Raw genomic sequence first — 14,201 nt, 5'->3', positions numbered from 1 at the left:
GCGCCCGCCCGACGCTCCCCGACCGTCAGGCCCCGGCGACGGACGCCAGGTAGGCCTCGGTCTTGTCCGGCTCGTAGAAGAAGTTCTCGAAGTCGGCCGGGTCGTTGAAGCCGTTCGCGAAGCGGTCGGCGACCGGCTGGAGCTGGCCGGCGGCGCCGATCAGGTTGAGGACGTGCTCCGGCGGGACGCCGAGCATCGCGTTCGTCCACTTGGTGACGTGCTGGGCGGTGTTCCAGTAGCGGTCGAACGTGGACTGCATCCAGGCCTCGTCGAAGGGCTTGTCGCCGTGCTCGACGATCGCCGCGAGGTAGGCGGCCGCGCACTTGGAGGCCGAGTTCGAGCCCTGGCCGGTGATCGGGTCGTTGGCGACGACGACGTCCGCGACGCCGAGCGCCAGGCCCCCGCCGGGAAGGCGGCCGATCGGGTTGCGGACGGTCGGGGCGTAGCGTCCCGCCAGCGTGCCGCCCGCGTCGGTCAGCTCGACCTTGGTGGCCCGCGCGTACTCCCAGGGCGTGTACTTCTCCATCAGTTCCAGCGTCAGCGACAGGTGCTCCGCCGGGTCCTTGACGCCCTGGAAGACGTCGAGCGGGCCGCCGGGGATGCCCTCCCAGAAGAGGATGTCGGCGCGGCCGGACGTGGTGAGGGTCGGCATGACGAAGAGTTCGCCGACGCCGGGGACCAGGTTGCAGCGGACCGCGTCGAACTCGGGGTGCTCGGGGCGGGGGCCGAGGCCGTGGACGTACGCGACGGCCAGGGCGCGCTGCGGCTCCCCGTACGGGGAACGGGCCGCGTCGCGGCCGAACATGGAGACCAGCTCGCCCTTGCCGGCGGAGACGAGCACCAGGTCGTACGTGCGCGAGAAGTAGTCCAGGTCGGAGACGGCCGCGCCGTGGATGACGAGCTGGCCGCCGCGCTGGGCGAAGGTCTCCATCCAGCCGGCCATCTTCACGCGCTGGTCGACGGACTGCGCGTGGCCGTCGAGCTTGCCGACCCAGTCGATGACACGCTGCGACTCGGGGCCCGCCACGGAGACGCCGAGGCCCTCGATGCGCGGGGCCTGGGACTCCCAGAAGTTGATCGCGAGGTCCCGCTCGTGCTGGAGCGCGGTGTCGAACATGCACTGGGTGGACATGACCCGGCCGGACCGGATCTCGTCGGCCGTGCGGTTGGACATCAGGGTGACTTCGTACCCCTGCGCCTGCAGTCCGAGGGCGAGCTGGAGACCGGACTGGCCGGCTCCGACGATGAGTATCTTCCGCATGGCGGGTGTTCCTAACGACGTACGGACCTACGGGGTCGGTCCGGCTATTCGGGGGCGGCTTCGAGCGCGTGCGCGACCATCGCCAGCAGGGTCTCCACCACGCTGTACCGCTTGCGCGCGTCCATGATCACGACGGGTACGTGCGCGGAGACGGTGAGCGCGTCGCGGACGTCCTCGGGCTCGAACCGCTCGGTGCCCTCGAAGTGGTTGACGGCGACGATGTACGGCAGCCCGCAGCTCTCGAAGTAGTCGAGGGCGGGGAAGCAGTCGGTCAGCCGGCGGGTGTCGGCGAGCACGATCGCGCCGATCGCGCCGCGCACCAGGTCGTCCCACATGAACCAGAAGCGCTGCTGGCCGGGGGTGCCGAAGACGTACAGGACGAGGTCGTCGTCCAGGGTGATCCGGCCGAAGTCCATCGCGACGGTCGTCGTGAGCTTGTCGGGCGTCGCGGAGAGGTCGTCGGTGTCCTGACTGGCCTGGGTCATCAGGGCCTCGGTCTGGAGCGGGGTGATCTCCGAGACGGCGCGTACGAAGGTCGTCTTGCCGACGCCGAAGCCGCCCGCGACGACGACCTTGGTGGCTATGGGGGCCCGGGTGTGGTCGAGCTGCCAGTCCTGCGCGCCCTCTTCGGCCTCGGCCTGGGCGTGGGCCTGGGGCTGGGCGGGGATGCCGGCGAGCGCCGGGGCAGCGGCTTCAGAGACGGCGGAGTCCACTGAGCACCCTTTCGAGGAGCGCGCGATCGGGCTGCCCGGTGCCGTGACCGGTCCCGTACACACGGATCTTTCCCTGGTCGGCCAAGTCGCTGAGCAGCACGCGGACGACACCCAGCGGCATCTTCAGAAGCGCCGAGATCTCCGCGACGGTACGCATCCGGCGGCAGATCTCGACGATGGCCCGCATCTCGGGCATCAGGCCCCGGACGGGCCCGCCGTCCGTCAGGACCTTCCGCGCGGGCGCCGCTTCGAGGGCCGCGACGAAGGTCTCGACGAGCAGGACGTGGCCGAACCGGGTACGGCCGCCGGTGAGCGAGTACGGGCGTACGCGCGCGGGGCGGCGGCCCTCCCCTCGCATCGGCAGTCGGTGTGTCGCGCTCACTGGGCGTCCTCCATCGATTTGCGCAGCTCGCTGCGGAGTTCGGGAGTCAGGACGTGTCCGGCGCGGCCGACGAAGAGCGCCATGTGGTAGGCGACCACGCTCATGTCGCAGTCCGGCTCCGCGTGCACGCCGAGCAGCGAGCCGTCGCTGATGGACATGACGAAGACGCTGCCCTCCTCCATGGCCACCATCGTCTGCTTGACCCCGCCGCCGTCCATCAGCCGGGCGGCGCCGACGGTGAGGCTGCCGATGCCCGAGACGATCGTGGCGAGGTCGGCGCTGGAGCCGCGCGGGCCGCTCGGGCGGTCCTCCGGTGCGGGCGCGCTGTCCTGCGCCGCCGGGTCGGACGAGAGCAGGAGCAGCCCGTCGGAGGAGACGACGGCGACCGAGCGGACGCCGGGCACCTCCTCGACGAGGTTGCCCAGCAGCCAGTGCAGGTTCCGGGCTTCCTTGCTCAGTCCGAACGCTCCGGTCGTCCCGGTCTCAGGTGTTCCGGTCGCAGATGTTCCGGTCGCAGTCAACCGCGTGCCTCCTCGACGTTCTCCCCCGTCTTCTCCTCGGTCCGTGCTTCGATCTCTGCCTCGACGTCCCTGCGGCCCTCCTCGGCGCCTCGGTGGAAGCCGCCGAGCCTGCGGCGCAGGACCTCCGGGTCCACGCCGCCGGGGCGCGGGGCGGGGGCGGAACCGGCCTGCGGGACGATCCTCGGCGTGCGCTTGGGGAGCCCCTTGTCGGTGACGCGCGCGGCGGCCACCGGTTCGGTCTCCTCCGGGGCGCGCTCGTGCGTGTCGGGCTCGGGCTGCGGGTCGGGCAGCCGGACCTGGAGCGTGGTCTCGGCGACGGACGGCTGGGGGAGTTCGGGGCCGTCGGCGGCCACGGCCGCCTCGGGGGCGGCGGGCACGGCCTCGGGCGCCTCAAGGACCTCGGGCGCCTCAGGGGCCGTGAGCGTGGCCTCAGGGGCTTCAGGGGCCATGAGCGTCGCCCCAGGGGCCTCAGGGGCCTCAGCCGCCTCCGGGGCTCCCTCGGCGTGCGCCTCGGGCTCCTCGGCCGCATGCGCAGCCTCGGAGGCCACCGCGGCCTCCGTCGCCACCGCGGCCTCAGCCGCCACCGCGGCCTCCGTCGCCTGCGCCGCCGCGATGGCGCGCTCCGCAGCCTCCACGAGCGGGTCGCGGGTGCGGGACGGCAGGGTGTTGGAGTTGGCCTCGGCGACCGAGCCCGGGAGGTTCAGGGTGGGCGCTCCGCCCGCGACCGGGACAGCCGGCGGACCCGCGGTCGGCGGCGCCGCCGCGAGGAGCGTCTGCGGCAGGACCACGACGGCCGCGATACCGCCCTGCTTCTGCTCGCGCAGCTGCACCCGTACGCCGTGGCGGGCGGCCAGCAGCGCGGTGACGCGCATGCCGAGGCCCTCGCCCTCGATGTAGCCCGGGTCCGCCTCGGCGAGCCGCGCGTTGAGCTCGGCGAGCCGGGACTCGGCCATCCCGATGCCCTCGTCCTGGACGGAGAGCATGACCTCGCCGCTCTCCAGGAGCCAGCCGGAGAGCTGGACCTGGGCGTCGGGCGGCGAGAAGGAGGTGGCGTTCTCCAGGAGTTCGGCGACCAGGTGGCTGAGGTCGTCGGCGGCGAAGCCGGCGATCTGGGCGTGCGGCGGCAGGGACTGCAGGGTGACCCGCTCGTACCGCTCGATCTCGCTGACGGCGGCGCGGAGCACGTCCACCAGCGGGACGGGACCGGGGTGCCCGTGGACGTGCTCGTGGCCGGCGAGGACCAGCAGGTTCTCGCTGTGGCGGCGCATGACGGTCGCCATGTGGTCGAGCTTGAAGAGGGTGGCGAGGCGGTCGGGGTCCTGCTCGCGCTCCTCCAGCTTCTCGATGACGCCGAGCTGCCGCTCCACGAGCCCGAGGCTGCGCAGCGAGAGGTTGACGAAGGTGTGCCGGACGGTGTGCCGGAGCCGTTCGAGCTCGGCGGTGAGGAGGGCGGTGTGGCCCTGGAGTTCGGCGCGCTGGGCGGCCAGCTCGGAACCGAGCGCCTCGCGCGCGCCCGCCAGGTCGGCGCGCTCGCTGTCGAGGGCGGCGACGCGCCGGCCGAGGTCGGCGAGCTTGCCGTGGAGGGTGTTGAGGGACCGTACGACCTGGGCGAACTCGTCGTTGCGGCCGGTGAAGCGGACCGGCTCCTCCCGCTCGGGCTCCGGGGCGGCGGCGAGCCGCGCGGCGCCGATGCGGACGACCGCGAGCGGGCGCGTGAGGCTGCGCGCGACGAAGGTGGAGATGCCGATGGCGACCAGGAGGCAGCCGCCGAGGAAGGCGATGCGCACTTCGAGGGCGGTGACGTCGTCGTCGCGGAGTTCGGCGAGGCGCTCCACGCGGGTGGCGGAGAGGGCGGACTCGACGCCGCGCATCTGCTCGATGCGGGCGGAGAGCGCGGAGTCCAGCTGCTCGGGGTCGGTCCTGCGCTCGGACTTGGTGAGTTCGGGCTGGTCGGTGAGGCGGGCGAGGAGGCCTTCGGCCTTCTTCACGTCCGGTCCCGTGACCATGGCCGCGAGGGAGTCGCTCCCGGTCGTGGCGGCGGACTGGTCGAAGTCGGCGAGGGCGGCCAGCTCGCGGACCCGGGCCTGCTGGGCGGCGGCCGTGAGGGCGCCCCGGGTGCGGTCGGCCTCGTCGGCCCCTTCCGCCTTCTTCGGGACGTACGTGCCGGTGATCGGGTCGTACTCCACGCCGTCGGACTCGGGCTGGGGTACGGCGAGGGCGGCGAGGAGCAGGCCGCGGGCGGCCGAGGCATGTTCGACGGCGCGGCCCAGGGCGGCGGGGGCCCTGGTGGCGTCGGCGGCGCGGGCGGGGGCCTGCTCGGCGAGCTCGTCGGCGAGGGCCTGGAGCTTGGCGATGACGTCCGTGTACGCCTTGTGGGCTTCGAGCGCGGTGCCCTCGCCGGTGAGCGCGGTGCGGCGCAGGTCGGGCAGGCCCGCGAGGTCGCGGCGCAGCTCGGCGGAGGCGGCGGGCCTGATCTCGTCGATCTGGCGGTCGACGCGGGTCGAGCGCGCGCTGGTGACCTGCCGCTTCTTGGCGGTGTCGCCCTGCTGCTCGTCGCGTCCCGCGGCGATGTACGCGACGACCTCGTCGCGCTCGTCGGCGAGGGAGTGGGCGAGGGTGACGGCCTGACGGTCCAGTTCGGCGAGGGTGACCAGGCGCTGGGAGTCGGTCAGTTCGCCGGATGCGGTGAGGATCGCGGGCGCGCCGGCGGCGAGCACGGTGACTCCGACGAGGGCGACACCGGCGACGAGCCGGTTGCGGACGCGCTTGGGGCGCCCGACGCTCGCGGGGACGGCGGCGGGAGGCGTACTGCTCCCGGGCGCGGCGGTTCCGGGTACGGCGCCGGGGCCCGTGGCGTCGCCCGTGCTCAGCGGGTCACCGGGGGCCTGGCTCCGCGTGCCGTTCTTGCTCCGAGGCCGCTTCTTCTGCACCGGTGCTGCTCGCATTCTCGACTCGTCCGCCCATGAAGCAGAGGTGACGACCGGTCACGTGCTGAGAGCGCCCCCACCCCTGGTACGGCTTCCGACCATTCCAGCGCTTCTGGGAAGGGGACGCGCATCGGCCGCTCCGCCACCCGAACGAGTGAACAACACTCCTGAGTTGGCGAACAACTCCGTGCGCCGGCATTTTCGGGGCCGTACGGAGCGCCGGTTGGATCTTCCGCGCGGGCTTTGGCAGGATGCCCGCCCGCAGCTCCTCGGAGCCTTCGCTTCCGCCTCCCTCGGAGCCCTCGAAGCCTTGGTACAGACCGGATTCGGCCGTTTGGAGACCCTGTGAAGGTGTGCGGCGGCCCCGGGGTGCCGCCGGGGCAGACTGGGCGCCATGCGCACCGAGGTCGTCACCCTTCCCGGCAGTCCCGAACGCCCCAACGAGGACTGGGCGGGCACGGCTCTACCCGCGTCCGGCCGGGGTGGAGCGGTCGTGGTGCTCGACGGCGTGACGCCGCCGGCCGGTGATGACGGTTGTGTGCACGGCGTTCCCTGGTTCACCGCCCGGCTCGGCGGGGCGCTGACCGAACTGTCCGCTTCGCGCGGCGATATGACGCTGCCCGAGATTCTGGCCGAGGCCATCGGACGCACCGCAAACGCCCACCGCGACACCTGTGACCTTTCTCACGTGCGTACACCTCAGGCGACGGTCGCGATGGCGCGCTGGGACGAGGCCCGCGTGGAGTTCCTCGTCCTGTCGGACTCCGTCCTCCTCCTGGCGGCCCCGGACGGTCGGGTGCGGGCGGTGCTCGACGACCGGCTCGACCGGATCCCGGACGAGGTGCGCCGTTCGCTCGCGGCGACGGACCGGCTGCGGAACCGGGAGGGCGGCTTCTTCACGGCGGCGGCCGACCCGGACGTGGCGCGGCGCGCGGTGACCGGGACGACGCCCCGCGCGGAGGTGCGCGCCCTCGCGGCGCTCACGGACGGGGCGTCGCGCTGGGTGGAGCTGTTCGGCGAGGGCGACTGGGCGGACTGCTTCGCCGTCCTCGGGAAGGAGGGCGCGCACGGGCTGCTGACCCGGGTCCGCGCGCTGGAGGAGTCGGGCGGCGCCGTGCACCGCTGGAAGCGGCACGACGACGCGACGGCGGTGTACGCGGTCCTGTGAGGTGCACGCGGCCCCCTGAGGCGGACGCGATCCTCTGCGGTGCACGCGGTCCCCTGAGGCCCGGTTCCGCGCCACCCCCCGGGCCGCTCAGCTCTCCGCCCGCGCGTTCAGCTGGTGGAGCAGCCGGGCCAGTTCGGCGACCTCGGCGCGGTCCCAGTCGGCGAGCTTGCGGACGTACCGCCCGCGGCGGGCGTCCCGTACCCGCCGGAAGCGGCGCCGCCCCTCCTCCGTGAGCCGGACGAGCGAGGCGCGCCCGTCGGCGGGGTCGGGGTCGCGGGCGACGAGCCCGAGGTCCTCCAGGACGCGCAGCTGGCGGCTCATGGTCGCCTTGCCGACGCCGAAGTAGCCGGCGAGTTCGGTGGCGCGCTGGGGGCCGGTGTCGTCGAGCCGGACGAAGAGCCCGTACGCGGAGGACTCCAGCTCCGGGTGGACCTCGCGGGCCATCTCCCCGGACGAGGCCCGGGCTCGGCGCAGAAAGACCGCCAACTCCCGCTCCAGGGCGAGGAATTCCTGGTCCACACCACTCCCCCCGGTCGCCCCGCCGGTCGGTTCGGCTTCACTCCCCGTACCGCTTCCGTGCACGTCAGCACCCCTCGCGCGCTTTCCGGTCGCTGAAAGTTTCTTTCGGCCGCGGCCATCGCCGCAGCTCTCTCAGTATTTCGCAGGCGTAGACCAACGGCGGCACCCGGGCCCTCTTCCGCCGGGCGGGTCTACGTGCGTAGCGTCACTGGTGACATGTCCACACCAGGACTGTCCGACTCGCTCCCCCACCGAGCCTTTCGGAGGCACGCAATGCCCGTGCACAGATCCGGAAAGACCCTCGCCGGCGCCGCGCTCGCGGCCCTGGCCCTGCTCCTGCCCCTCACCCTCGCCGGTCCGGCCGGCGCCGCCGACTCCGGCGCCGAGGCCGTCCCCCCACGCGGCTCCGCCCACATGGGCATGGGCGTCCTCGCGCACGACGGCTCGGCCGGCACCCCGGGCTCGCCCCGCGCCGTCCAGACCGAGGGCGTGGACGTCTCCAGCCACCAGGGGAACGTGGCCTGGTCGACGCTGTGGAACAGCGGGGTGAAGTGGGCCTACGTCAAGGCGACGGAAGGCACCTACTACAAGAACCCCTACTTCGCGCAGCAGTACAACGGCTCCTACAACGTGGGCATGATCCGCGGCGCGTACCACTTCGCGACCCCGGACACGACGACGGGCGCGGCCCAGGCCGACTACTTCGTGAACAACGGCGGCGGCTGGTCGAAGGACGGGAAGACGCTGCCCGGCGCGCTGGACATCGAGTGGAACCCGTACGGGGCGACCTGCTACGGCAAGTCGCAGTCGGCGATGGTCACGTGGATCCGCGACTTCCTCAACCGCTACAAGGCGCGGACGGGCCGCGACGCGGTGATCTACACGGCGACCAGCTGGTGGACGCAGTGCACCGGCAACTACGCGGGCTTCGGCTCGACGAACCCGCTCTGGGTCGCGCGGTACGCGTCGACGGTGGGCGAACTCCCGGCGGGCTGGCCGTACTACACGATGTGGCAGTACACCTCCACCGGCCCGACGGTCGGCGACCACAACCGCTTCAACGGGGACCTCTCGCGGGTGCAGGCGCTGGCCAACGGCTGACGGAGCCTCTCGGGAACACGGCGGTCTTCCGGGCGCGCGGCGGCGCGCCCGGAAGACCGCTTCCGTCTTTCTGCCCCCACCCCCTTGCCCATTGGTATGGACCAATGCGAACCTCGGACGGGCGCGCACGGCCCTCCCCAACTCCCGTGCGCGATCCGCTCATTGCTCGTCCCGTCCTCCCCCACGCACGAGAGAGAGCCCCGCATGCCGCCGATCCGCCGCACCGCCGCCGCAGCCGCCACCCTGTCCGCCGCCGCCCTGATCCCGCTGACCCCGTCCACCGCCGTCGCGCACGGCGCGGTGTTCAACCCGGTGAGCCGGGTGGCGGCCTGTTACGCGGAGGGCCCGGAGACGCCGAAGTCGCAGGTGTGCAAGGACCTGGTCGCCGACTCCGGTACCCAGCCGCTGTACGACTGGAACGAGGTCAACATCGCCAACGCCGACGGGCAGCACCAGGTGGTGATCCCGGACGGCAAGCTCTGCTCGGCCAACCGCGAGAAGTACCGCGCGCTCGACTGGGCCCGCACGGACTGGCCGTCGACGGCCGTCTCCGCCGGCTCCTTCGACTTCAAGGTCCGGGTGACCGCACCGCACCAGGGCACGATGACGGTCTACATCACCAAGCAGGGCTTCGACCCGACCCAGCCGCTGAAGTGGTCGGACCTGGACGCGACCCCGGTGGCGACCTACGCCACGACCCGTACCGCGACCGACGGCCACTACAACTTCACCGGCAACCTGCCCGCCCGTACCGGCCGCCACATCGTCTACAAGGTCTGGCAGCGCAGCGACAGCCCGGAGGCGTTCTACAGCTGCTCCGACGTCACCTTCGGCGGTACGGCGACGGCGGCGTCGGCCCCCAGCGAGGCGAAGATCGCCGCGGGCGCCGACCGCTCCACCGTGAGCCACGCGGGCCACGGCGGCGACGAGCACGCCCCGGCGCTCTCCTCCGACACCGCCGGCACCGCCCCCTCCAGCCCCCTGCCCTTGGCCCTCGGCGGCGCGGCGGCCCTGACGGCCTTCGGCGCGGGCAGCCTGCTCCTGACGCGCCGCCGGCAGGGGTGACGTGAGCCCGGCCTGATCCAAACGACAGGCCCTAGGCGCTGCGCCCCGTGGTCGAGCCGAAGCCCAGCCAGGTGTGGCGGTTGCCCCACCAGCACCAGCCGACCTTCGGGGCGTCGCGCCGCTCGCGCCCGTCGCGCCCGGTGCCGTTGCTGATCCAGATGGCGGGCGTACGGGCGTCCAGGGCGCCGTTCGCCTTGCGCAGCCGGGAGCCGATCGTCATGAAGCAGAGGTTGCGCTCCAGGGCGGCCGGCTCCTGGAGCACCCAGTGGATGCCCTCGGTGAGCAGCAGCGGCGTGCGGTCCTCCTTGATGAGCGCGGGCAGCGCCTCCTCCGGGCTCCAGTTGGACATGTGGTCGCCGCGGTCGACCCCGGCGACCAGGTAGAGCGGCGCGTCGGGCACGTCCACGCCGGAGGGCGCGAAGTCGTCGACGTCGGGCATGTCGACCACGACGAAGCCCTCCTTGCCCTCCCTGCGCAGCAGCGGCGCGAGCGCGGAGGCGGGCGCCCGGTCGGGGTGGACGGCGAGCAGCACGTCGGTGCGCTCACCCCCGGCCTCCCGCGCGAAGGCGCGCAGCTCGTCGGCGGTCAGCTCCGCGCGCTCGTGCACACCGAGCGCGACGAGACGCTCGGCCTGGGCGGCGAGGGAAGGCAGCGGGGGCATGTCGGGTCCTCCATGGGTCATGGTCTGCTGGTCCGCGGGGCGGGGGACGAAGCGACTGAGGCGGCGGACGGTCGGCCGCTCCGCGCGCCCGCAGAACGTGTCCACCCGCAGCGACGACTCGTCGAGGCGCGGCTCCGATGCCCGCAGCCGGTCCAGGTGGGCGCGGAACTCCGCCTCGCCCTCGGTCTCGAAGACCACTTCCCAGCTGCCCGCTCCGGGCGCGAACCGCTCGGCGGCGCGGCGCGCCTCTTCCCGCCGTACGCGCTGCGACTTCCGCTTCGCCAACGTCCCCCCTACGGTCGTGATCATGATAGGGACGTGGTCTCCCGGACCGCCGCCCCTTTTCAGACTCGCCGTCCGAGCGGTCGCTGTCGCTGTCGTTGGCGAGGTGAACGGTGTTCCCTGCGTTCAAGGGCGGTGAGGGCGGCCCGACATGAACCCGGGGCTGCCCGCACGTGCGCCGCACGCGGGAGCGGGGCGCCCCGCGAAAGGACGCCCCGCTCCACACCGTCACCTACCGGTTCACGCCGCCGCGCTCACCGTCACCGCCGCCGGCGCGAGGGCGATCTCCAGGACCTGGCGGACGTCCGTCACCGGGTGGACCTCCAGCTTCTCCAGGATCTCGGCCGGGACGTCGTCCAGGTCCGCCTCGTTCCGCTTCGGGATCACGACGGTCGTGATGCCCGCCCGGTGAGCCGCGAGCAGCTTCTGCTTCAGGCCGCCGATCGGCAGCACCCGCCCGGTCAGCGAGACCTCACCCGTCATCGCCACGTCCGTCCGGACCAGCCGGCCGGAGAGCAGCGAGGCGAGCGCCGTCGTCATCGTGATGCCCGCGCTCGGGCCGTCCTTCGGGACCGCGCCCGCCGGGAAGTGGATGTGCACGCCCCGGTCCTTCAGACCGGTCACCGGCAGCTCCAGCTCCGCGCCGTGCGACCGCAGGAAGGAGAGCGCGATCTGCGCGGACTCCTTCATCACGTCGCCCAGCTGACCGGTCAGGGTCAGCCCCGCCGCGCCCGTCTCCGGGTCGGCGAGCGACGCCTCCACGAAGAGGACGTCACCGCCCGCGCCCGTGACGGCCAGTCCGGTCGCCACGCCCGGGACGGACGTCCGGCGCTCGGCCGGGTCCTGCGCGGACTCCGGGATGTGGTGCGGTCGCCCGATCAGCCCGCGCAGATCGTCCACGCCGACCGTGAACGGCAGCTCCCGGTCGCCCAGTTCGTGCTGCGCCGCGACCTTCCGCAGCAGTCGCGCGATGGACCGCTCCAGGTTCCGTACGCCGGCCTCCCGGGTGTACTCCCCCGCGAGCTTCCGCAGCGACGCGTCCTCCAGGACCACCTCGCCGCTCTCCAGGCCCGCGCGCTCCAGCTGCCTCGGCAGCAGGTGGTCGCGGGCGATGACGACCTTCTCGTCCTCCGTGTACCCGTCGAGCCTGACCAGCTCCATGCGGTCGAGCAGCGCCTCCGGGATGGCCTCCAGCACGTTCGCCGTCGCCAGGAACACGACGTCGGAGAGGTCGAGTTCGACCTCCAGGTAGTGGTCGCGGAAGGTGTGGTTCTGCGCCGGGTCGAGGACCTCCAGGAGCGCGGCCGCCGGGTCGCCCCGGTAGTCCGAGCCGACCTTGTCGATCTCGTCGAGCAGGACCACCGGGTTCATCGACCCGGCCTCCTTGATCGCCCGTACGATGCGGCCGGGCAGCGCGCCCACGTACGTACGCCGGTGGCCGCGGATCTCCGCCTCGTCCCGTACGCCGCCGAGCGCGACCCGGACGAACTTCCGTCCCATCGCGTGCGCGACGGACTCGCCCAGCGAGGTCTTGCCGACACCGGGCGGGCCGACCAGGGCCAGGACCGCGCCGCCGCGCCGGCCGCCCACCACGCCGAGACCGCGCTCGGCGCGCCGCTTGCGCACCGCCAGGTACTCGGTGATCCGCTCCTTCACGTCCTCCAGGCCCGCGTGCTCGGCGTCGAGGACGGCCTTGGCGCCCTGGATGTCGTACTGGTCCTCGGTCCGCTCGTTCCACGGCAGTTCGAGGACGGTGTCGAGCCAGGTGCGGATCCAGGAGCCCTCCGGGGACTGGTCGCTGGACCGCTCCAGCTTCTCGACCTCCTTGAGGGCCGCCTCGCGCACGTTCTCGGGCAGGTCGGCGGCCTCGACGCGGGCCCGGTAGTCGTCGGACTCGTCGCCGTCCGTCTCGCCGTTGAGGTCGCGCAGCTCCTTGCGTACGGCGTCCAGCTGGCGCCGCAGCAGGAACTCGCGCTGCTGCTTGTCGACGCCCTCCTGGACGTCCTTCGCGATGGACTCGGCCACGTCCTGCTCGGCGAGGTGCTCGCGGAGCTGGGCGGTGGCGAGCTTGAGGCGGGCGACCGGGTCGGCGGTCTCCAGGAGTTCGACCTTCTGCTCGACGGTGAGGAAGGGCGAGTAGCCGGAGTTGTCGGCGAGCGCGGAGACGCCGTCGATCTGCTGGACGCGGTCCACGACCTGCCAGGCGCCGCGCTTGCGCAGCCAGCTGGTGGCCAGCGCCTTGTACTCCTTGACCAGTTCGGTCACGGAGCCGGGCAGCGGGTCGGGAACGGTCTCCTCGACGACGCTTCCCTCGACCCAGAGGGCGGCGCCGGGGCCGGTCGTCCCCGCGCCGATCCGCACGCGGCCGAGGGCCCGGATCAGGGCGCCCGGGTCACCGTCGGACAGCCGCCCGACCTGCTCGACGGTGCCGAGCACACCGGTCGCGGCGTACGTGCCGTCAATCCGGGGCACGAGCAGCACCTTGGGCTTCCCGGTGCCGCTCCCGGGGCGGGCGGCGGCCTGGGCGGCCTCGACCGCAGCGCGTACGTCGTTGTCGGACAGGTCCAGCGGCACCACCATTCCGGGCAGCACGACCTCGTCGTCGAGCGGCAGCACAGGCAGAGTGAGCGGTGAGGACGTCGAAGCCATGATCTCCCCTTCGGCAGTCAAGTTGAGCTATGTGGACTCAATGCACATGAGCCGCCGGATGTTCCCCGGGGGCTGTTCGCTCTGAGCGATCACTCTGGCGCGGGGCGGAGCGACGGACTTGTAATACCTCCATGGATACTGCGTCTATTACCTCCGCCTGGGTGGCGGGCTGGACCGTCTCGCGGGGCACCGCCCCCGCCGTCGTCGAGCCCTGGGGCTGGCGGATCGACGTCGGCCTGCCGACGCACGTCTTCCGGCACGTCCTGCCGGCACCGGACGCCGTCTCCGTGGGCAAGCTCTGCGCGGAGATCGACGTGCCGGGCGCGTGGCTGAAGATCATGGCCGGCCCGGAGGAGTCGGCCGAGTGGATCACCCCGGGCTGGACCATCCCGGACGACCCCGGCTACATGATGAGCAAGACCCTGGACCCGGGCGCCCGCCCGCCCGCGCCGGAGGGGTACGCGCGGACGACGGAGACCAGGGACGGGGTGATCCGGGTCCGGATCGTCGCCCCGGACGGCACGCTCGCCGCGCGCGGCCAGATGGCGCCGACCGGGGTGACGGCGGTCGCCGACCAGATCGAGACCCACCCCGACCACCGCCGCCGGGGCCTCGGCGCCAACGTGATGCGCACGCTGGAGGCCGCGGCCGCCCAGACCGGCGCGACCGCGGGCGTCCTGTCGGCCACCCGCGACGGCCTGGCCCTCTACGACAGCCTGGACTGGCGCTACGAGTGCCCGCTGACGGGGATCGTGCGGGAGGCGTAGGCCGGGGACACCGGGCGCCGGGCGCGTGTGCGCCCCCACGTGCGCCGGTGCTCCCCCACCGGGCGGGGAAAAGATGCACGGAATGGCAACCTCCGTACCCCTTGCCCACGTTCAGAGGTCGTGACGACGAGCTTTCCCGGGTGCGAGCAGTGCACCGAAGACAGCGCCGGCCCCGAAGCCGCGAC

12 protein-coding genes are annotated in these 14,201 nt (G+C 73.0%); 4 read left to right on the top strand and 8 right to left on the bottom strand.

Annotation, left to right across the window (positions count from 1 at the left end; translation table 11 throughout):
- Positions 1-25: 25 nt before the first annotated feature.
- Genes AB0E14_RS25250 through AB0E14_RS25230 form a run of 5 tightly spaced genes read right to left on the bottom strand, consistent with a single transcriptional unit; the run spans position 26 to position 5,822 of the window.
- Positions 26-1,261 carry a styrene monooxygenase/indole monooxygenase family protein gene (locus AB0E14_RS25250; protein WP_362422303.1) on the bottom strand — a complete coding sequence of 412 codons (1,236 nt, stop codon included), beginning with the start codon at positions 1,259-1,261 and terminating at the stop codon, positions 26-28.
- Positions 1,262-1,305: 44 nt separating this feature from the next.
- Positions 1,306-1,929 (bottom strand): ATP/GTP-binding protein, encoded by a 624-nt coding sequence (locus AB0E14_RS25245; protein WP_362422371.1) that lies wholly within the window; start codon positions 1,927-1,929, stop codon positions 1,306-1,308.
- Between the two features lie 25 nt (positions 1,930-1,954).
- Positions 1,955-2,332, bottom strand: a complete 378-nt coding sequence (locus tag AB0E14_RS25240) for a DUF742 domain-containing protein (RefSeq protein WP_362422368.1) — start codon at positions 2,330-2,332, stop codon at positions 1,955-1,957.
- Between the two features lie 20 nt (positions 2,333-2,352).
- Positions 2,353-2,877, bottom strand: a complete 525-nt coding sequence (locus tag AB0E14_RS25235) for a roadblock/LC7 domain-containing protein (RefSeq protein ID WP_362422300.1) — start codon at positions 2,875-2,877, stop codon at positions 2,353-2,355.
- Positions 2,874-5,822 carry a nitrate- and nitrite sensing domain-containing protein gene (locus tag AB0E14_RS25230; protein WP_362422297.1) on the bottom strand — a complete coding sequence of 983 codons (2,949 nt, stop codon included), beginning with the start codon at positions 5,820-5,822 and terminating at the stop codon, positions 2,874-2,876. Before AB0E14_RS25230 ends, AB0E14_RS25235 begins: the two co-directional genes overlap by 4 nt.
- Positions 5,823-6,198: 376 nt before the next feature.
- On the opposite strand from AB0E14_RS25230, the gene AB0E14_RS25225 reads away from it, so the two are divergent.
- Entirely contained in the window at positions 6,199-6,972 is a 774-nt protein-coding gene (locus tag AB0E14_RS25225) for a hypothetical protein (RefSeq protein ID WP_362422294.1), read from the top strand.
- An 87-nt stretch (positions 6,973-7,059) separates the two neighbouring features.
- Here the strand turns inward: AB0E14_RS25225 and AB0E14_RS25220 are convergent, their stop codons facing one another.
- Entirely contained in the window at positions 7,060-7,554 is a 495-nt protein-coding gene (locus AB0E14_RS25220) for a MarR family transcriptional regulator (protein ID WP_362422291.1), read from the bottom strand.
- A gap of 210 nt (positions 7,555-7,764) precedes the next feature.
- On the opposite strand from AB0E14_RS25220, the gene AB0E14_RS25215 reads away from it, so the two are divergent.
- The gene (locus tag AB0E14_RS25215; protein ID WP_362422288.1) at positions 7,765-8,592 is read left to right on the top strand and encodes a lysozyme; all 828 of its coding nucleotides are present in this window, start codon (positions 7,765-7,767) and stop codon (positions 8,590-8,592) included.
- A gap of 204 nt (positions 8,593-8,796) precedes the next feature.
- Entirely contained in the window at positions 8,797-9,657 is an 861-nt protein-coding gene (locus AB0E14_RS25210) for a lytic polysaccharide monooxygenase (protein ID WP_362422285.1), read from the top strand.
- 31 nt (positions 9,658-9,688) lie between these two features.
- On the opposite strand, the gene AB0E14_RS25205 is transcribed toward AB0E14_RS25210, so the two are convergent.
- Together AB0E14_RS25205 and lon are read right to left on the bottom strand one after the other, a co-directional pair.
- Positions 9,689-10,318 carry a DUF5701 family protein gene (locus AB0E14_RS25205; protein WP_362422365.1) on the bottom strand — a complete coding sequence of 210 codons (630 nt, stop codon included), beginning with the start codon at positions 10,316-10,318 and terminating at the stop codon, positions 9,689-9,691.
- 522 nt (positions 10,319-10,840) lie between these two features.
- On the bottom strand, positions 10,841-13,249 hold the full coding sequence (gene lon, locus AB0E14_RS25200; protein ID WP_362422282.1) for an endopeptidase La: 2,409 nt from the start codon (positions 13,247-13,249) through the stop codon (positions 10,841-10,843).
- 131 nt (positions 13,250-13,380) lie between these two features.
- Here lon and AB0E14_RS25195 point away from each other — a divergent pair, with 131 nt between their 5' ends.
- Positions 13,381-14,016 (top strand): GNAT family N-acetyltransferase, encoded by a 636-nt coding sequence (locus tag AB0E14_RS25195; protein ID WP_362422279.1) that lies wholly within the window; start codon positions 13,381-13,383, stop codon positions 14,014-14,016.
- Positions 14,017-14,201 lie beyond the last annotated feature (185 nt).

The sequence above is a fragment of the Streptomyces sp. NPDC047981 genome (assembly GCF_040653315.1).
In the GTDB taxonomy this organism is placed as follows: domain Bacteria; phylum Actinomycetota; class Actinomycetes; order Streptomycetales; family Streptomycetaceae; genus Streptomyces.
Note: the sequence above shows the minus strand (reverse complement) of the source record. Positions and strands in the feature narration are given on the sequence as shown.

Excerpts from the sequence above, each read along its gene's own strand:
- AB0E14_RS25240 (WP_362422368.1), bottom strand. The coding sequence starts at position 2,332 with ATGCGAGGGGAGGGCCGCCGCCCCGCGCGCGTACGCCCGTACTCGCTC.
- AB0E14_RS25205 (WP_362422365.1), bottom strand. The coding sequence starts at position 10,318 with ATGCCCCCGCTGCCTTCCCTCGCCGCCCAGGCCGAGCGTCTCGTCGCG.
- AB0E14_RS25230 (WP_362422297.1), bottom strand. The coding sequence starts at position 5,822 with ATGCGAGCAGCACCGGTGCAGAAGAAGCGGCCTCGGAGCAAGAACGGC.
- AB0E14_RS25215 (WP_362422288.1), top strand. The coding sequence starts at position 7,765 with ATGCCCGTGCACAGATCCGGAAAGACCCTCGCCGGCGCCGCGCTCGCG.
- AB0E14_RS25250 (WP_362422303.1), bottom strand. The coding sequence starts at position 1,261 with ATGCGGAAGATACTCATCGTCGGAGCCGGCCAGTCCGGTCTCCAGCTC.
- AB0E14_RS25210 (WP_362422285.1), top strand. The coding sequence starts at position 8,797 with ATGCCGCCGATCCGCCGCACCGCCGCCGCAGCCGCCACCCTGTCCGCC.
- AB0E14_RS25225 (WP_362422294.1), top strand. The coding sequence starts at position 6,199 with ATGCGCACCGAGGTCGTCACCCTTCCCGGCAGTCCCGAACGCCCCAAC.
- AB0E14_RS25195 (WP_362422279.1), top strand. The coding sequence starts at position 13,381 with ATGGATACTGCGTCTATTACCTCCGCCTGGGTGGCGGGCTGGACCGTC.
- lon (WP_362422282.1), bottom strand. The coding sequence starts at position 13,249 with ATGGCTTCGACGTCCTCACCGCTCACTCTGCCTGTGCTGCCGCTCGAC.